Genomic DNA, 17,538 nt, shown 5'->3' on the forward strand with positions numbered 1-17,538 from the left:
CCGGTAAGCGAAGCGCCACCGGGCGAAAGCGCCTTACTCAGGCAGCGTCCAGTCACCGTCGTTAAGCGGGCGCTGCATCATCACCGTGTCCCGCCAGTCGCCTTTTTTATATCCCACACTTCTGAGCTGACCCACAATGTCGAAACCGTGCTTTTTATGCAGCCGCAACGACCCGGGGTTATTTTGCCCGTCGCCGACCACGGCTATCATCTGCCGCCACGGTCCTTGTTCACACCGGGCGATCAGCGCCTGGAGTAAGATCGAACCAAACCCGCGGCCGGTAGTGCTGGCATCCACATAAATGGATTCTTCAAGGGTATATCGATAAGCCTGGCGCGGACGATAAAACGTGGCGTAGCAGTAGCCGACGACGATGCCGCGATAGAGCGCGACCAGCCACGGTAACCCGCTGTCGGTCACGTTTTTTATCCGCTGGCGCATCTCATCGACGGTTGGAGGAACTTCCTCAAAGGAGGCACGTCCATGAAGCACGTGCCAGGCGTATATTGCCGAGATAGCATGCGCATCGTCAGGAAGGGCGTCGCGCACCTCGATTTCGGTTTCGGGTAAACTCTCTACAGCCGACATGTTCTGCCCGCTCCTCGTTTGGCAAGCCAGAGAAACGTTTCTCTGGCAATAAGCCGTTACTCTAGTACGTTTGAGGAGCGCTTAACAATCTCTTAATTTTGGCTAGAGGCGTTCATCAGAGGATGGCGTAATGTGCTGCTCTGGTTCGGGACTCTCTTTCCAGTATTTCTTCCGCGTTGTCTTACCAATGCCGGGGTTCATACTGTTTGTCGGGTCATTTTTGCGATAAAACTGTGTAAGCGACTCCGGCGCTTTATACAAATGCCCCATGTTGTGCTCGGCAGGATACTGTGCGCCACGCGCGTGCAGCAGCGCGAGCATCTGCTCTTTTAGCGCATGCGCATCAACGCCTTTTTTGACGATGTAATCCTGGTGGAAGACATAGCACATAAAGTGGCCGTAATAGAGCTTGTGCACCAGCTTGCTGTCGATCTCCGGCGGCAGGTGTTCAAACCACTCGGTATCGTTGCGACGCAGCGCGATATCCAGCGCCAGAATATCTTCCACCTCTTCGGAATGGACGGCCTGATAACGGATAGCAGCACCCGCCGCGGCGAAGCGGTGCAGGAAGGCTTTGCTGCCTTCTTCCGGCGTACAGGCGAAGAAATCCCCGTCGGCGGTTTTGAAGAACTCGGTAAGCCAGCTCTGCGCTTCGGCAATGCCGTCCCCGGCCATTTTCAGCAGCAGGTGGTGCTCATACTTGTCGCGCCAGGTCTTCATCCGCTCAGGTAAATGCGCCGGGAAGACGTTGCCCAGCTTCTGCATAAAGCGGTCGGTAAAGTGCGGCTTGAACAGCGACACTTTCTCCAGCATCGCGTCGGTGCGGCCCTTCATGGTGAAGAAGAACGGCATTTTGTCGGTGCCGAGCTTGTCGATCATCAGGAAGGTGTCTTTGCCGTAGCGTTCGGCGATGTCGTAAATGTCCCGGTGCATATACTCGCCTGCCACCGGCAGGTGCGTGAAGTCGGCCAGAATATGACGGCGGATCTCCGTCAGCACCTCTGGCTGATTGGTGCCGATGTAAAACACCTGCTGCTTTTTCTCTGCCGGGAAGGTATCGAGGCGCACCGCAAACACGGCCAGCTTGCCCGCGCAGCCGGAGGATTCAAACAGGCGATCCGGATCGGCGTTATAGCGCGCCGGCGTATCGGCGTCGATATCGCGCACGCGGGTGATGTAATCGTGGTCATGCGCGTGGCGGCCATCGTGCTGAACGTCTTCATCCTTCACGCGGTCATCGTCGAGCTTGCTGAGGATCTGCTCTGGCGTTACGCCCAGATCGATGCCCAGATGGTTTACCAGCGTCAGCTTGCCGTTTTCATCGATACGGGCAAACAGCGACATTTCCGTGTACGCCGGGCCGCGCTGTACCAGCGAGCCGCCGGAGTTGTTGCAGATCCCGCCGATCACCGAGGCGCCAATGCACGACGAGCCGATCACCGAGTGCGGTTCGCGTCCCAGCGGCTTAAGCGCTTTTTCCAGCGAGTAGAGCGTGGTGCCGGGGAAGGCGAGCACCTGTTCGCCTTTGTCCAGCAGGTGCAGCTTGTCGAGGCGCAGGGTGCTGATAATCACGATGTCACGATCGTAATCGTTGCCGTTCGGCGTGGAGCCTTCGGTCAGGCCGGTATTCGCAGCCTGCATTAAAATAATCTTGTCTGCCGCAACGCAGGCGCTCAGCACGCGCCACAGTTCGAGCAGCGTGCCGGGGAAGACCACCGCCAGCGCGTCGCCCTGTCCGGAGCGAAAGCCCTTACGGTAGCGGGCGGTTTTGGCCGGGTCGATAAGCAGGTGAGAGTGACCCACCAGGCGCGACAGTTCGTTAATAAAAGTAGTGTTATCGTCAGTTCGAACAGAAGACATCTTCCACTCCTTGTGGTGGGGCAAATTTCTCGCTGTAAAGCATAGCGCGATTAGCCGTTAAGCGGTCGGGTATTCATGAGAAAAATCAGAGAATAACCCTGCACGGGTTTACGGGTTTGTGGCACACTGCGATTTTCGTACGGTCTGGCCGGGTGCTTCCCGCGGTTATTGATGAGAGAGAATAACAACATGAAATGGCTATGTTCTGTAGGTGTTGCCGTCAGCCTGGCGCTGCAACCTGCGCTGGCAGAGGATTTGTCTGGTAATCACCCGCTCACGCCTGAAGCCCGCGACGCCTTTGTCACGGATTTACTCAAAAAGATGACGGTCGATGAGAAAATCGGCCAGCTGCGCCTGATCAGCGTCGGCCCGGATAACCCGAAAGAAGCGATCCGCGAGATGATCAAAGAGAGCCAGGTCGGAGCGATTTTTAACACTGTTACCCGTCAGGATATCCGCGCCATGCAGGATCAGGTCATGCAGCTCAGCCGCCTGAAAATTCCTCTCTTCTTCGCCTATGACGTGGTGCACGGCCAGCGTACCGTCTTCCCGATCAGCCTTGGCCTGGCCTCCTCGTTTAATCTTGATGCGGTGAAAACCGTCGGGCGCGTGTCGGCATATGAAGCCGCAGACGACGGCCTGAACATGACCTGGGCGCCGATGGTTGACGTCTCCCGCGATCCGCGCTGGGGCCGCGGCTCGGAAGGCTTTGGTGAAGATACCTGGTTAACCGCCACGATGGGCAAAACCATGGTGGAAGCGATGCAGGGCAAAAGTCCGGCAGATCGTTACTCGGTGATGACCAGCGTCAAGCATTTCGCCGCCTACGGCGCGGTGGAGGGCGGCAAAGAGTACAACACCGTCGACATGAGCCCCCAGCGTCTGTTCAACGACTACATGCCGCCGTACAAAGCGGGGCTGGACGCGGGCAGCGGCGCGGTGATGGTGGCGCTGAACTCCCTCAACGGCACGCCTGCCACCTCCGATTCGTGGCTGCTGAAAGACGTGCTGCGCGATCAGTGGGGCTTTAAGGGCATCACCGTTTCAGACCACGGCGCGATTAAAGAGCTGATCAAGCACGGCACGGCGTCTGACCCGGAAGATGCGGTACGCGTGGCGCTCAAGTCCGGCATCAACATGAGCATGAGCGACGAGTACTACAGCAAATACCTGCCGGGGCTGGTGAAGAGCGGCAAGGTGACGATGGCGGAGCTGGACGATGCCGCGCGTCACGTGCTGAACGTGAAATATGACATGGGGCTGTTTAACGATCCGTACAGCCACCTGGGGCCGAAGGAGTCTGATCCGGCGGACACCAATGCCGAAAGCCGCCTGCACCGCAAAGAAGCCCGCGAAGTGGCACGCGAAAGCCTGGTGCTGCTGAAAAACCGTCTCGAGACGCTGCCGCTGAAAAAATCCGGCACCATTGCCGTGGTCGGCCCGCTGGCCGACAGCAAGCGTGACGTGATGGGCAGCTGGTCCGCCGCGGGCGTGGCCGATCAGTCCGTGACGGTGCTGACCGGTATTAAGAGCGCCGTGGGTGATAACGCAAAAGTGGTTTACGCCAAAGGCGCGAACGTCACCGACGATAAAGACATCGTTACCTTCCTTAATCAGTATGAGGAAGCGGTGAAGGTCGATCCGCGCACGCCGAAGGAGATGATTGACGAAGCGGTAAACGCCGCGAAGCAGTCTGACGTGGTGGTCGCCGTGGTGGGTGAAGCGCAGGGGATGGCGCACGAAGCCTCCAGCCGTACCGACATCACCATTCCGCAAAGCCAGCGCGACCTGATCGCGGCCCTGAAAGCCACCGGCAAGCCGCTGGTGCTGGTGCTGATGAACGGTCGTCCGCTGGCGCTGGTGAAAGAAGACCAGCAGGCTGATGCCATTCTGGAAACCTGGTTCGCCGGTACTGAAGGGGGTAACGCCATCGCCGACGTGCTGTTTGGCGATTACAACCCGTCAGGCAAGCTGCCGATGTCCTTCCCACGCTCCGTCGGGCAGATCCCGGTTTACTACAGCCACCTGAACACCGGTCGCCCGTACAACGCCGACAAGCCGAACAAGTACACATCTCGTTATTTCGATGAGGCGAACGGCCCGCTGTATCCGTTTGGCTACGGCCTGAGCTACACCACGTTTACGGTCTCTGACGTGAAAATGTCGGCCCCGACCCTGAAGCGTGATGGCAGCGTGACCGCCAGCGTGGATGTGACCAACAGCGGCAAGCGCGAAGGCGCGACGGTGATCCAGATGTACGTGCAGGACGTTACGGCCTCCATGAGCCGTCCGGTGAAACAGCTGCGCGGATTCGAGAAGGTCAACCTGAAGCCGGGCGAAACCAAAACGGTCAGCTTCCCGATTGACGTGAATGCGCTGAAGTTCTGGAATCAGCAGATGAAGTACGATGCCGAGCCGGGCAAATTTAACGTCTTCATCGGCGTGGATTCTGCCCGCGTGAACAAAGCCGAATTCGAACTGCAATAATCCTACCTTCCTTCCCATCCCCCGCCCGGCGGGGGATGCCTCTCAACTTCTATTAAAAACGGTTAAATTCCCTGTTTTAAGCTACGCTTTTCTCTCAAGCCTATGAAAAAGGCCGCAAAATAATGAGGAAAGCAGAATGACGATGATTAAGGGGATAACAGGATCGGCGGTGCTTCTGGCGGCGCTGAGCCTGCCGCTACAGGCCGCAGAGCCGGTTAAAGTGGGTTCCAAAATTGATACCGAAGGCGCGTTGCTCGGCAATATCATTTTGCAGGTGCTCGACAGTCACGGCGTAAAAACGATCAATAAAGTTCAGCTTGGCACCACCCCGGTTGTGCGCGGTGCCATCACTTCCGGCGAGCTGGATATCTATCCGGAATACACCGGCAATGGGGCATTCTTCTTCAAGGATGAAAACGATCCGGCCTGGAAAAATGCCAAAGCCGGGTACGAAAAAGTCAAAAAGCTGGATGCGGAAAAAAACAGGCTGGTCTGGCTCACGCCGGCACCCGCTAACAATACCTGGACCATCGCGGTGCGCAAAGATATCGCCGAGAAAGGCAAGCTCACCTCGCTTGACGATCTCAGCCGCTATCTGAAAGAGAAGGGCGAGTTTAAGCTCGCGGCCTCGGCCGAGTTTATCGAGCGCGCGGATGCCCTGCCGGCGTTTGAAAAAGCCTATGATTTCAAGCTCGATCAGGCGCAGCTGCTCTCCCTGGCGGGCGGCGACACGGCGGTGACCATTAAGGCCGCGGCGCAGCAAACCTCCGGCGTCAACGCGGCGATGGCCTACGGCACCGACGGCCCGGTCGCGGCGCTTGGCCTGCAAACCTTAACCGACCCGAAAGGCGTTCAGCCGATTTACGCCCCAACCCCGGTCGTGCGTGAGGCGGTCCTGCAAGCCTACCCGGATATCGACAAATGGCTGAAACCGGTGTTTGAAAAACTGGATGCGAAAACGCTGCAACAGCTGAATGCCAGCATTGCCGTTGAGGGGCTGGATGCCAAAAAAGTGGCCGCCGACTTCCTGAAACAACAAGGGCTTGTGAAGTAACGGGATACGGCTGTGCCAATAAAATGTCATAACCGCGTTCTGCTGCTGTTGGCCTGTGTGGCCATCGCGGCGGTCGCGTTACCTTTTGTCAATGTCGCACCAAACCGCCTGGTGTCGGGCGAACCGCACGCGCTCTGGCAGATGTGGTCGTTTACGCCGCTGCTGCTGGGCGCGGCGCTGGCGAGCGCGCTGGTATTATCGTTCTCGCCAGGACGTGCAGCACTCTGGCTGACGCTGCTTCTCTGTGAAGCGTTGTTTATCGTGCTGTTCTGGAGCGCAGGGCAGGCGGCAACGCTGATGGCCTCGGTTGAAAGCCCGCTTGCGCGCACGTCGATTGGCAGCGGCCTGTGGCTGTGGCTGGCGCTCTGCCTGCTGGCCTGTAGCGACGCCATTCGCCGTCTGACGCCGCAGCCCGTCTGGCGCTGGCTGCTGAATGCGCAATTCTGGATTATTCCTCTGCTGATCCTCTTCAGCGGCGATCTGAATCAGCTCTCGTTATTAAAAGAGTACGTCAACCGCCAGGAGGTGTTTGACAACGCGCTGGTGCAACATCTGACGATCCTGTTCGGGACGCTGATCCCGGCGCTGCTGCTGGGCGTGCCGTTGGGCATGTGGTGCTACCGGCATCCCAGCCGTCAGGGCGCCGTCTTTACCGTCCTCAATGTGATTCAGACCATCCCCTCCGTTGCCCTGTTTGGCCTGCTGATTGCCCCCCTTGCCGGTCTGGTGAAATCCTTCCCCGCGTTGGCTGCGGCGGGCATTGCCGGTACCGGGCTGACACCAGCGCTCATCGCCCTTGTGCTGTATGCGCTATTGCCGCTGGTGCGCGGGGTGGTGGCGGGGTTAAGCCAGGTCCCGCCCGACGTGCTGGAAAGCGCCCATGCAATGGGGATGAGTGCGCGCCAGTGTTTCTGGAAAATTCAGCTGCCGCTTGCGCTTCCGCTGCTGGTGCGCAGCCTGCGGGTGGTGACGGTGCAAACCGTAGGGATGGCGGTGATTGCCGCGCTGATCGGTGCGGGCGGTTTTGGGGCACTGGTCTTCCAGGGGCTGCTCAGCAGCGCGCTGGATCTGGTGTTGCTGGGCGTCGTACCCACGATTGCGCTGGCGGTCGTGCTGGATGCCTTATTTGCCCTGTGGCTCGCGCTGCTCGGGAGAAGAGCCAATGATTGAATTTCATGATGTCAGTAAAACCTTTGCGGGCCGTCCGGCGGCAAGCCACCTTAATCTGCACTTTGCCGAAGGGGCGTTCTCGGTACTGATCGGGACGTCGGGATCAGGAAAATCCACGACGCTGAAGATGATCAACCGGCTGGTGGAACACGACAGCGGGACGATTCGCTTTGCCGGAGAGGAGATCCGCAGCCTGCCGGTGCTGGAGCTGCGGCGTCGTATGGGCTACGCCATTCAGTCCATCGGCCTGTTTCCCCACTGGACGGTGGCGCAGAACATTGCCACCGTGCTACAGCTGGAAAAATGGTCCCGGGCGAAAATCAACGCGCGCGTCGACGAACTGATGGCGCTGCTGGGCCTGGACACGTCGCTTCGCGACCGTTATCCGCACCAGCTTTCCGGCGGGCAGCAGCAGCGGGTCGGGGTGGCGCGCGCGCTGGCCGCTAACCCGCAGGTGCTGCTGATGGATGAGCCCTTCGGCGCGCTGGACCCGGTCACCCGCGGCGCGCTTCAGGCCGAGATGAGCCGCATCCACCGCATTCTTGGGCGCACGATCGTGCTGGTGACGCATGATATTGACGAGGCGCTGCGGCTGGCCGATCGCCTGGTGCTGATGGATCACGGCGAAGTCGTCCAGCAGGGTACGCCGCTTGAACTGTTAACGTCGCCGGCAAACGATTTTGTGCGTGAGTTTTTTGGCCGCAGCGAGCTGGGCGTCAGGCTGCTCTCTCTGCGCACCGTCAGAGACTATATGCGCCCGCAGGATGGTCCGGTCAACGGTGAACCGCTGCACGATGGGATGAGCCTGCGCGATGCTCTGTCAGCGTTTGTCGCCCGGCAGTGCGAAGTATTACCCGTTGCGGACGGGCAGGGAACGCCATGCGGGACGATCCATTTTCGCGATCTGCTGGCGGGGGAGGTGACGCGTGAAGTGGGTTCGTGATCCGTTACTCTGGCTGACAGGGCTGTTTATCGCCTTACTCTACCTGATGCCGCACAGCGCGGCGCTGTTTAATACGCTCTTCCCCGGGTTACCGCGTCCGGTGTACCAGCAGGAGAGCTTTGTTAATCTCACCCTGGCACACTTCTGGCTGGTGGCGGTGTCAAGCGTGATTGCCATCGTTCTGGGCGTTGGCGCCGGTATTGCGGTGACGCGGCCAGCGGGCAGGGAGTTTCGCCCGCTGGTGGAGACCATCGCCGCAACGGGGCAGACCTTCCCGCCGGTGGCCGTGCTGGCGATTGCCGTGCCGGCGATCGGTTTTGGGCAGGAGCCTGCCATCATTGCGCTGATTTTGTACGGCGTGTTGCCCATTCTGCAAGGGACGCTGGCGGGCATTGCGGCGGTGCCGGCATCGGTGCTGAGCGTAGCGGAAGGGATGGGGATGAGCGCCTGGCAGCGGCTGGTTAAGGTAGAACTGCCGCTGGCCGCACCGGTGATTATCGCTGGCGTACGCACGTCCGTGATTATCAACATTGGTACGGCAACCATCGCCTCGACGGTCGGGGCGAATACGCTGGGGACGCCGATCATCATCGGATTAAGCGGATTTAATACGGCTTACATTATTCAGGGTGCGGTGCTGGTTGCGCTGGCGGCGATTGTGGTGGATCGCCTGTTTGAACGCCTGGCTGGATACCTCAGCCAACACCGCCGCGAACAATAAAGGAATACCCTGCCAGCATAACGCCACCGATACCGCTGATGGCCATCAGTGCAAAAAGGGTAATTACGGCCAGTTTCGTTGCCTTCATCATGTGCTCCTCTTGTTAACGGAACAATTATACGGTGAAGCGCAGCTGTTAATGAACCATTAAATGCCTTTACGACGCATTTGGCCCCAGCGGATAAACGGGATAACCGTGTTCGCGCCACTCCGTCAGGAGCTGCTGCTGCGAAGCGGAGGGGACTTCGCCGCACCAGACCAGCAGCGTCTGTCCCTCAAACAGCTCCGGCCTGAGCTGGGCCAGCGAGTGGGCAAGGACATCAACCCGCCAGCCCTGCTGGGTGGCAATCCAGGCTTCGAGCCACAGCCGGGTGGTATCGTGCACGTTCCAGCCGATCACCAGCGCGTCTTTACCGTTTTTATTCCGCGCCGAGGAAAGACAGACGGAAATATAGTTAATCAGCACGCCGTCAAGCATGCTGAGCAGCGCCTGTAAGGTGGTTTGCTGACACTGGAGCCGACGCCGTAAGGGGATAAAAAGATGGGCGATCAGGGTTTGCGCGGGGTAGTCGCGACCCTGTTCTTTGATCCAGCCGCGCAGACGCTGCACATTGCCGGTCTGCAATAGCCTCAGCAGCGTTTCCTGCCGCTCGCGCCAGATATGCTGGGTGTCAGGATCGTCCTCGCACAGAAGCGATTTTACCTTGCCGACCTGCACGCCGTTGTCGATCCAGCTTTTGATCTCGCGGATCCGGTCAATGTCCGCATCGTTAAACAGGCGGTGCCCGCCGTCCGTTCTTTGCGGTTTAAGCAATCCGTACCGTCGCTGCCACGCCCGTAGCGTAACGGGATTGACATCACACAGGAGTGCCACTTCACCTATCGTGTAAAGCGCCATTTTCGCCCCCAGGCTTGCGCGTGCCCAGCTTAACTGTAGACCCACTTTGCTGAACCGGGAAAATTTGATTCTTTTTCGTACAGATTATGGGAGGAACAGCTTATCTCCGGCAAAAGGTGTGATGGCGGGCACGAATTATCGCTTTTATGGCACGTTTCAAAGAAAGTTAAACGCCTTCAGTGTATGTTACGCGTTTTTAGAATATGCGGTTTGTGAGTATGTACGAGTTTAATCTGGTGCTGCTGTTGCTTCAGCAGATGTGCGTGTTCCTGGTCATCGCCTGGCTGATGAGCAAAACGCGCCTGTTTATTCCGCTGATGCAGGTCACCGTACGTTTACCGCACAAGCTGCTCTGCTACGTCACCTTCTCCATTTTCTGCATTATGGGCACCTATTTTGGTCTCCATATCGAAGACTCTATCGCCAATACGCGTGCCATCGGCGCGGTCATGGGCGGGCTGCTCGGTGGCCCGGTCGTGGGCGGTCTGGTGGGGTTAACCGGCGGCCTGCATCGCTATTCCATGGGCGGAATGACGGCGCTGAGCTGCATGATTTCCACCATCGTCGAAGGGCTGCTGGGTGGCCTTGTCCACAGCTATATGATTAAGCGCGGTCGCCCGGATAAAGTGTTCAGCCCCTTTACCGCCGGGGCGATCACCTTCGTGGCGGAAATGGCGCAGATGGCGATCATCCTGCTGATTGCGCGCCCGTTTGACGATGCGTTACACCTCGTCAGCAACATTGCCGCACCGATGATGGTCACCAATACCGTAGGCGCGGCGCTGTTTATGCGCATTCTGCTCGACAAACGCGCCATGTTCGAAAAATACACCTCGGCTTTTTCTGCCACCGCCTTAAAAGTTGCGGCGTCGACGGAAGGGATCCTGCGCCAGGGATTCAACGAAGAGAACAGTATGAAGGTGGCGCAGGTGCTGTATAAAGAGCTGGATATCGGGGCCGTGGCGATTACCGATCGCGAAAAGCTGCTGGCGTTTACCGGCACCGGCGACGACCACCATCTGCCGGGTAAACCTATCTCCTCGGCCTATACCCTGCGCGCCATTGAAACGGGTGAAGTGGTGTATGCCGACGGGAATGAAGTGCCGTACCGCTGTTCCCTGCATCCGCAGTGTAAACTTGGCTCGACGCTGGTCATTCCCCTGCGGGGCGAAAACCAGCGCGTGATGGGCACCATTAAGCTTTACGAAGCCAAAAATCGCCTGTTCAGCTCCATCAACCGCACGCTGGGGGAGGGGATCGCCCAGCTGCTTTCGGCGCAAATCCTCGCGGGGCAGTATGAACGGCAAAAAGCGCTGCTGACGCAGTCAGAAATTAAGCTCCTGCACGCCCAGGTGAATCCGCATTTCCTGTTTAACGCGCTCAACACGCTGAAGGCGGTGATCCGCCGCGACAGCGATCAGGCCGCGCAGCTGGTGCAGTTTCTGTCGACGTTTTTCCGCAAAAACCTGAAGCGGCCGTCGGAGATCGTGACCCTTGCGGACGAGATTGAACACGTAAACGCCTATCTGCAAATCGAGAAAGCGCGCTTTCAGTCACGTTTGCAGGTGTCGTTATCCGTCCCGGACGAGCTGGCGTATCAGCATCTTCCCGCTTTTACCCTGCAACCGATTGTAGAGAATGCCATTAAGCATGGAACATCGCAGCTGCTGGGCACGGGGGAGATTGTGATTTCCGCGTCCCGTTTTAACCACCATCTGGTGCTGGATATTGAAGATAACGCGGGGCTGTATGAAGCCTCTGCGTCAGGCGGTCTGGGCATGAGCCTGGTGGATAAACGCCTGCGCGCGCATTTCGGGGACGACTGCGGAATAACCGTCGCCTGTGAGCCAGACCGCTTTACCCGAATTACCTTACGATTGCCGCTGGAGGAGAACGCATGTTAAGAGTGCTGATTGTTGACGATGAGCCGTTAGCACGGGAAAACCTGCGTGTCCTGTTGCAGGAGCAGAGTGACATTGAGGTCGTGGGTGAATGTGCCAATGCGATTGAAGGTATCGGCGCGGTGCATAAACTGCGTCCGGACGTCGTATTTCTCGATATTCAAATGCCGCGCATCAGCGGGCTGGAGATGGTCGGCATGCTTGACCCGGAACACCGCCCCTATATCGTCTTTCTGACGGCGTTTGACGAGTACGCCGTAAAGGCGTTTGAAGAGCACGCGTTCGATTATCTGCTGAAACCGATTGAGGAGAAACGGCTCGAAAAGACTCTGCTCCGTTTGCGGCAGGAACGTTCCGTACAGGATGTGTCGCTCCTGCCGGACCATCAGCAGCCCCTGAAGTTTATCCCCTGCACCGGACACAGCCGGATTTACCTCCTGCAAATGGACGACGTTGCCTTTGTCAGCAGCCGTCTGAGCGGGGTGTACGTTACCAGTGCCGAAGGCAACGAAGGCTTTACCGAGCTGACGCTGCGCACGCTGGAAAGCCGCACGCCGCTGATCCGCTGCCACCGTCAGTATCTGGTGAACATGGCGCACCTGAAGGAGATCCGTCTGGAAGATAACGGCCAGGCCGAGCTGGTGCTGCGCGCCGGACAGACCGTGCCCGTCAGCCGTCGCTACCTGAAAAGTTTGAAAGAGGCGATTGGCCTGTAAAACTGGTACACTGCGCGCCATTGCATCATCGACATTCGAAGGCTCTATGCTAAGTAACGATATTCTTCGTAGCCTGCGCTACACCCTGAAGGCGAACAACAATGACATGGTGCGCATTCTTGCGCTTTCCGATATGGAATCCACGTCCGCCAGTTTTGACACCTGGATGACCAAAGAAGATGAAGAGGGCTTTGTTCGCTGCCCGGACATTATTCTGTCGGGCTTTCTGAATGGCCTGATCTACGACAGACGCGGCAAAGATGCGTCTGCGCCCGAGCTGGCGCTGGAGCGTCGGGTGAACAACAACACGGTGCTCAAAAAGCTGCGTATTGCGTTCTCCCTGAAAACTGACGACATCCTGGCGATCGTGACCGAGCAGAAATTTCGCGTGTCGATGCCGGAAATCACCGCCATGATGCGCGCGCCGGATCATAAGAATTACCGCGAGTGTGGGGATCAGTTTCTGCGCTATTTCCTGCGTGGGTTGACGCAGCGGATGCACAGCACGAAGGCGTGATTTTTAGCCGGGTGGCGCTTCGCCTTACCCGGCCTACATAACCCGTAGGCCTGTGCAAGCGTAGCGCCGCCGGGCAAAAAAAAGCCGGATTCTCATCCGGCTTTTTTATTATTTCACCTGCTGACCCGGCTTCGCGCCTTCGTCAGGGCTTAACAGGAAGATGTCTTTTCCGCCCGGGCCTGCTGCCATCACCATCCCCTCAGAGATGCCGAAGCGCATTTTACGCGGCGCCAGGTTTGCCACCATCACGGTCTGACGACCAATCAGCACCTGCGGGTCAGGATACGCGGAGCGAATGCCGGAGAAGACGTTACGCTTCTCACCGCCCAGATCCAGCGTCAGACGCAGCAGTTTGTCAGAACCTTCCACGAACTCCGCGTTTTCGATCAGCGCCACGCGCAGGTCGACTTTCGCGAAATCATCAAAGGTGATGGTCTCCTGAATCGGATCGTCAGCCAGCGGGCCGGTCACCGGTGCGGCCGCCGCTTTCACCTCTTCCTTAGAGGCTTCCACCAGGGCGTCAACCTGCTTCATCTCGATGCGGTTATACAGTGCCTTGAAGGTGTTCACCTTGTGGCCGAGCAGCGGCTGCTGGATGGCATACCAGGTCAGTTCGGTATTCAGGAACGCTTCCGCGCGGGCTGATAGCTGCGGCAGAACCGGCTTCAGCCAGGTCATCAGCACGCGGAACATGTTCAGACCCATGGTGCAGATCGCCTGCAAGTCGGCGTCGCGGCCTTCCTGTTTCGCCACCACCCACGGTGCCTGCTCGTCCACATAGCGGTTGGCCACGTCTGCCAGCGCCATGATTTCGCGAATGGCTTTACCGAATTCACGGCTTTCCCAGGCTTCGCCAACCGCAGCGGCGGCATCGGTGAAGGTTTTGTACAGTTCAGGATCGGCCAGTTCGGCAGAGAGCACGCCGTCAAAGCGTTTGGCAATAAAGCCCGCGTTACGTGACGCCAGGTTCACCACCTTGTTGACGATGTCCGCGTTCACGCGCTGGACGAAATCTTCCAGGTTCAGGTCGATATCGTCGATGCGGGAAGAGAGCTTCGCGGTGTAGTAGTAGCGCAGGCTGTCCGCGTCAAAGTGGTTCAGCCAGGTGCTGGCCTTAATAAACGTCCCGCGAGATTTAGACATCTTCGCGCCGTTCACCGTCACGTAGCCATGTACGAACAGGTTAGTCGGCTTGCGGAAGTTGCTGCCTTCCAGCATCGCTGGCCAGAACAGGCTGTGGAAGTAAACGATGTCTTTGCCGATAAAGTGGTACAGTTCGGCATCGGAATCTTTCTTCCAGTATTCGTCGAAGCTTACGGTGTCGCCGCGCTTGTCACACAGGTTCTTGAACGAACCCATGTAGCCGATTGGCGCATCCAGCCAGACGTAGAAATATTTGCCCGGCGCGTTCGGGATTTCAAAGCCAAAGTAGGGCGCATCGCGGGAGATATCCCACTGTTGCAGACCGGACTCGAACCACTCCTGCATTTTGTTCGCAACCTGCTCCTGCAACGCACCGCTGCGGGTCCACGCCTTCAGCATTTCGCTGAAGGACGGCAGGTCGAAGAAGAAGTGCTCGGAGTCTCGCATCACCGGCGTCGCGCCGGAAACCACGGATTTCGGTTCGATAAGCTCGGTCGGGCTGTAGGTCGCGCCGCACACTTCGCAGTTATCGCCGTACTGGTCCGGGGATTTACATTTCGGGCAGGTGCCTTTGACGAAACGGTCCGGCAGGAACATGCCTTTTTCCGGATCGTACAGCTGAGAAATGGTGCGGTTTTTAATGAAACCATTCTCTTTCAGACGGGTGTAGATCAGCTCCGACAGCTCGCGGTTTTCGTCGCTGTGTGTGGAGTGATAGTTGTCATAGCTGATGTCAAAGCCAGCAAAATCGGTCTGATGCTCCTGACTCATTTCGGCGATCATCTGTTCCGGGGAGATCCCCAGTTGCTGCGCTTTCAGCATGATCGGCGTGCCGTGGGCATCGTCCGCACAGATGAAGTTCACCTCGTGGCCGCGCATTCGCTGGTAACGGACCCAGACATCAGCCTGGATATGCTCCAGCATGTGGCCGAGGTGGATTGAGCCGTTGGCGTACGGCAGGGCGCACGTTACCAGAATTTTCTTCGCGACTTGAGTCATAGTAGGCATTACTTCTTTTAACTGTGAAAAGGGTTTTCGATATTACCAAAAGGGGCATTATTAAGTAAGCACAAACCGCGGCCTTTCAGGTAAACTTGTTGGCCTAAGGTCTTATTCACAAGAACAAAGGAGTCGGGATGAGTTCTCAATCCCAGGCCAAATCACCGGAAGCCTTACGAGCAATGGTCGCCGGGACGCTGGCTAATTTTCAGCATCCAACCCTGAAGCACAATCTCACGACGCTGAAAGCGCTTCACCACGTCGCATGGCTGGACGATACGCTGCACATCGAGCTACAGATGCCGTTCGTCTGGACCAGCGCTTTTGATGCCCTGAAAGAGCAAACCAGCTCTGAGCTGCTGCGCATTACCGGGGCAAAAGCGATTGACTGGAAGCTGAGCCACAGCATCGCCACGCTCAAGCGCGTGAAAAATCAGCCGGGCGTTAACGGGGTGAAGAACATCATCGCCGTCAGCTCTGGCAAGGGTGGGGTGGGTAAATCCTCAACCGCCGTTAACCTGGCGCTTGCGCTGGCGGCAGAGGGGGCGAAGGTCGGCATTCTGGATGCGGATATCTACGGTCCGTCCATTCCAAACATGCTGGGGGCGGAAAACCAGCGTCCAACCTCGCCGGACGGTACCCACATGGCGCCGATCGTGGCGCACGGGCTGGCGACCAACTCCATTGGTTACCTGGTGACGGACGATAACGCGATGGTCTGGCGTGGCCCGATGGCCAGCAAAGCGCTGCTGCAAATGTTGCAGGAGACAATGTGGCCTGACCTTGATTATCTGGTGCTGGACATGCCGCCGGGCACCGGGGATATCCAGCTGACGCTGGCGCAGAACATTCCGGTCACCGGCGCCGTGGTGGTAACCACGCCGCAGGACATCGCCCTGATCGACGCCAAAAAAGGCATTGTCATGTTCGAGAAAGTGGAGGTGCCGGTCCTGGGCATCGTCGAGAACATGAGCATGCACATTTGCAGCAACTGCGGTCATCACGAGCCCATCTTTGGCACCGGCGGTGCGGAAAAGCTGGCGGCGCAGTACCACACGCAGCTGCTTGGGCAACTGCCGCTGCACATCACGCTGCGTGAAGATCTCGATAGCGGGAAACCGACGGTGGTCAGCCGTCCGGACAGCGAATTTACGGAAATCTATCGCCAGCTGGCAGGGCGCGTTGCGGCGCAGCTGTACTGGCAGGGTGAAGTGATCCCAAGCGAGATCGCCTTCCGCGCGGTGTAAATCCTTCGCGTCGAATTGCCGGGTGGCGCTTCGCTTACCCGGCCTACAAATGGCACCATCACGCAGGTCGGGTCCGGTGAAGCCGCCACCCGACGTTAACCCAACCGATAGTGCATCAAATAATACTCTCCATCCGGAGAATCCCCCGTCGCCTCAATGTGCCAGCCGTGGCGTTGGTAAAACGCAACCGCCCACGCATTCTTCACCAGACACTTCAGCGCGCCTGTACTGGTAAACGTCTTCTGAACCTGTTCAAGGAGCCGGCTCCCGACCCCGAGATGTTGATACTGCGGGTCGACAAACAGGTTGTGCAAAAAATTATCGTTTACCCAGACGGAGGCGAAACCCACTCTGTGACCGTCGTGGATCGCAACCCAGATCTGCTCGTCACGCGTTGCGGCGTCAAAATCCTCAAGCTGCCATTCAGAACCGTCCAGCCATGGCCAGGCAGCGCGTCGTGCATGCAGGTACAGCGTGCGCAGAAACGGCCGATCGTCTTCCTGCCAGGGCCGGATCATCGTATCAGCGGTGATAGAAGATATCTCCGTTATAGGCTTTATGGATTTTGCCATCCGCATCGCCAATCAGAACGTAGTTCTCGCCCATGTAGGTCCAGTGCGTACCGGCATCCGGCGCGGGAAGGTTACGCAACTGGTACTGTTTGATGGTGTACTCAGGCGTCTGATACTGCGCGGGCGCCGTATCGCCAATCTTAAATTTGGTGAAGTCGGCGATGAACTCCTGCTCTTCATAAGCCTTAATACCGGAAGGCGCGGCGGCCGTTTGCGGGGCTGCGAATGCGGAGCCCGCCAGAGACAGTAATACACCCAGAAGCACCAATTTACGCTTAGCCATTTTTTCTCCAGTGATATCGTTACGGATACGCTTGTCTGCGGGGAACAGTGCGGCAGACAGCCCATTTTAAGTATCAAAACAGGGTGTGTTTGAAAAAAAATGTAACAAAAGTGAACGGTTTTGTGTAGTGCCAGCGGTTGTGAGTATTATTGATATGAATGCATGCTGGTGGGAATAATTCATTGTAATTATCGTTTTGCTGAATTAATTCTGAAAATACATTGTTGCCGTAATTTTATAAACTGTAGATCGTGCATTTTTTTACAGCAGGCTTTAAGATTTTCAGGAAGATTATATTTTAATTAATTGTCCGCCACGTATCGGGCAATTCGTTACTTCACTTTTAGATTACGTTTACGTATTCCCTTGAAAAGACAGTTATTTCAAGCGTGGGTTAGCGCAGGGCTGCGCCCCGTCGGGCGTTCGCCACGAACAGGGA

16 protein-coding genes are annotated in these 17,538 nt (G+C 57.6%); 9 read left to right on the top strand and 7 right to left on the bottom strand.

The genetic code is table 11. The features are described from left to right. Positions 1-33: 33 nt before the first annotated feature. Together INF58_RS11190 and dld are read right to left on the bottom strand one after the other, a co-directional pair. On the bottom strand, positions 34-588 hold the full coding sequence (locus tag INF58_RS11190) for a GNAT family N-acetyltransferase (protein WP_063868316.1): 555 nt from the start codon (positions 586-588) through the stop codon (positions 34-36). 102 nt (positions 589-690) lie between these two features. Continuing rightward, positions 691-2,448: a D-lactate dehydrogenase gene (gene dld, locus INF58_RS11195; RefSeq protein ID WP_193527689.1), complete on the bottom strand. Its 1,758-nt coding sequence runs from the start codon at positions 2,446-2,448 to the stop codon at positions 691-693. Between the two features lie 189 nt (positions 2,449-2,637). Here dld and bglX point away from each other — a divergent pair, with 189 nt between their 5' ends. The 5 genes from bglX (at position 2,638) to INF58_RS11220 (ending at position 8,823) form a co-directional block, all read left to right on the top strand. After that, on the top strand, positions 2,638-4,935 hold the full coding sequence (gene bglX / locus INF58_RS11200; protein WP_107533382.1) for a beta-glucosidase BglX: 2,298 nt from the start codon (positions 2,638-2,640) through the stop codon (positions 4,933-4,935). Positions 4,936-5,071: 136 nt separating this feature from the next. After that, positions 5,072-5,989: an ABC transporter substrate-binding protein gene (locus INF58_RS11205; protein WP_063868319.1), complete on the top strand. Its 918-nt coding sequence runs from the start codon at positions 5,072-5,074 to the stop codon at positions 5,987-5,989. 12 nt (positions 5,990-6,001) lie between these two features. After that, on the top strand, positions 6,002-7,159 hold the full coding sequence (locus INF58_RS11210; protein WP_063450301.1) for an ABC transporter permease: 1,158 nt from the start codon (positions 6,002-6,004) through the stop codon (positions 7,157-7,159). Next, positions 7,152-8,102: an ABC transporter ATP-binding protein gene (locus INF58_RS11215; RefSeq protein ID WP_063868321.1), complete on the top strand. Its 951-nt coding sequence runs from the start codon at positions 7,152-7,154 to the stop codon at positions 8,100-8,102. The genes INF58_RS11210 and INF58_RS11215 overlap by 8 nt, the downstream gene beginning before the upstream one ends. Beyond that, a complete protein-coding gene (locus INF58_RS11220) occupies positions 8,086-8,823 on the top strand; it encodes an ABC transporter permease (RefSeq protein ID WP_063450299.1) in 738 nt (245 codons plus the stop codon). Before INF58_RS11215 ends, INF58_RS11220 begins: the two co-directional genes overlap by 17 nt. Here the strand turns inward: INF58_RS11220 and INF58_RS11225 are convergent. Both INF58_RS11225 and mlrA read right to left on the bottom strand, forming a co-directional pair. Continuing rightward, positions 8,798-8,911 carry a protein YohO gene (locus INF58_RS11225; RefSeq protein ID WP_017383372.1) on the bottom strand — a complete coding sequence of 38 codons (114 nt, stop codon included), beginning with the start codon at positions 8,909-8,911 and terminating at the stop codon, positions 8,798-8,800. The genes INF58_RS11220 and INF58_RS11225 overlap by 26 nt on opposite strands. Before the next feature lie 69 nt (positions 8,912-8,980). Continuing rightward, the gene (gene mlrA / locus INF58_RS11230; RefSeq protein WP_193033429.1) at positions 8,981-9,721 is read right to left on the bottom strand and encodes an HTH-type transcriptional regulator MlrA; all 741 of its coding nucleotides are present in this window, start codon (positions 9,719-9,721) and stop codon (positions 8,981-8,983) included. Between the two features lie 218 nt (positions 9,722-9,939). Here mlrA and INF58_RS11235 point away from each other — a divergent pair, with 218 nt between their 5' ends. The 3 genes from INF58_RS11235 to INF58_RS11245 are packed head-to-tail and all read left to right on the top strand — an operon-like array spanning position 9,940 to position 12,855. Continuing rightward, a complete protein-coding gene (locus tag INF58_RS11235; protein ID WP_063868324.1) occupies positions 9,940-11,625 on the top strand; it encodes a sensor histidine kinase in 1,686 nt (561 codons plus the stop codon). After that, positions 11,619-12,338, top strand: a complete 720-nt coding sequence (gene btsR, locus INF58_RS11240) for a two-component system response regulator BtsR (protein ID WP_193527690.1) — start codon at positions 11,619-11,621, stop codon at positions 12,336-12,338. Before INF58_RS11235 ends, btsR begins: the two co-directional genes overlap by 7 nt. Before the next feature lie 46 nt (positions 12,339-12,384). Next, complete coding sequence (locus tag INF58_RS11245; protein WP_063450295.1) at positions 12,385-12,855, top strand: DUF1456 family protein; 471 nt, start codon at positions 12,385-12,387, stop codon at positions 12,853-12,855. Between the two features lie 108 nt (positions 12,856-12,963). Here the strand turns inward: INF58_RS11245 and metG are convergent, their stop codons facing one another. After that, positions 12,964-14,997 (bottom strand): methionine--tRNA ligase, encoded by a 2,034-nt coding sequence (metG, locus tag INF58_RS11250; RefSeq protein ID WP_193527691.1) that lies wholly within the window; start codon positions 14,995-14,997, stop codon positions 12,964-12,966. A gap of 137 nt (positions 14,998-15,134) precedes the next feature. Here metG and apbC point away from each other — a divergent pair, with 137 nt between their 5' ends. Next, entirely contained in the window at positions 15,135-16,244 is a 1,110-nt protein-coding gene (gene apbC, locus INF58_RS11255) for an iron-sulfur cluster carrier protein ApbC (protein WP_022648674.1), read from the top strand. Positions 16,245-16,339: 95 nt separating this feature from the next. Here the strand turns inward: apbC and INF58_RS11260 are convergent, their stop codons facing one another. Together INF58_RS11260 and INF58_RS11265 are read right to left on the bottom strand one after the other, a co-directional pair. Next, positions 16,340-16,816, bottom strand: coding sequence for a GNAT family N-acetyltransferase (locus tag INF58_RS11260; protein WP_193527692.1), 477 nt, complete (start codon positions 16,814-16,816; stop codon positions 16,340-16,342). Next, positions 16,767-17,099 (bottom strand): RcnB family protein, encoded by a 333-nt coding sequence (locus tag INF58_RS11265; RefSeq protein ID WP_063868328.1) that lies wholly within the window; start codon positions 17,097-17,099, stop codon positions 16,767-16,769. Before INF58_RS11265 ends, INF58_RS11260 begins: the two co-directional genes overlap by 50 nt. Positions 17,100-17,538 lie beyond the last annotated feature (439 nt).

Origin of the sequence: Enterobacter cloacae complex sp. P24RS (genome assembly GCF_014982165.1) — a bacterium.
GTDB classification, from domain to species: Bacteria; Pseudomonadota; Gammaproteobacteria; order Enterobacterales; family Enterobacteriaceae; genus Enterobacter; species Enterobacter quasihormaechei.

Coding starts and splice junctions, on each gene's coding strand:
- INF58_RS11190 (WP_063868316.1), bottom strand. CDS start 588: ATGTCGGCTGTAGAGAGTTTACCCGAAACCGAAATCGAGGTGCGCGAC.
- dld (WP_193527689.1), bottom strand. CDS start 2,448: ATGTCTTCTGTTCGAACTGACGATAACACTACTTTTATTAACGAACTG.
- bglX (WP_107533382.1), top strand. CDS start 2,638: ATGAAATGGCTATGTTCTGTAGGTGTTGCCGTCAGCCTGGCGCTGCAA.
- INF58_RS11205 (WP_063868319.1), top strand. CDS start 5,072: ATGACGATGATTAAGGGGATAACAGGATCGGCGGTGCTTCTGGCGGCG.
- INF58_RS11215 (WP_063868321.1), top strand. CDS start 7,152: ATGATTGAATTTCATGATGTCAGTAAAACCTTTGCGGGCCGTCCGGCG.
- INF58_RS11225 (WP_017383372.1), bottom strand. CDS start 8,911: ATGAAGGCAACGAAACTGGCCGTAATTACCCTTTTTGCACTGATGGCC.
- mlrA (WP_193033429.1), bottom strand. CDS start 9,721: ATGGCGCTTTACACGATAGGTGAAGTGGCACTCCTGTGTGATGTCAAT.
- INF58_RS11235 (WP_063868324.1), top strand. CDS start 9,940: ATGTACGAGTTTAATCTGGTGCTGCTGTTGCTTCAGCAGATGTGCGTG.
- btsR (WP_193527690.1), top strand. CDS start 11,619: ATGTTAAGAGTGCTGATTGTTGACGATGAGCCGTTAGCACGGGAAAAC.
- INF58_RS11245 (WP_063450295.1), top strand. CDS start 12,385: ATGCTAAGTAACGATATTCTTCGTAGCCTGCGCTACACCCTGAAGGCG.
- metG (WP_193527691.1), bottom strand. CDS start 14,997: ATGACTCAAGTCGCGAAGAAAATTCTGGTAACGTGCGCCCTGCCGTAC.
- apbC (WP_022648674.1), top strand. CDS start 15,135: ATGAGTTCTCAATCCCAGGCCAAATCACCGGAAGCCTTACGAGCAATG.
- INF58_RS11260 (WP_193527692.1), bottom strand. CDS start 16,816: ATGGCAAAATCCATAAAGCCTATAACGGAGATATCTTCTATCACCGCT.
- INF58_RS11265 (WP_063868328.1), bottom strand. CDS start 17,099: ATGGCTAAGCGTAAATTGGTGCTTCTGGGTGTATTACTGTCTCTGGCG.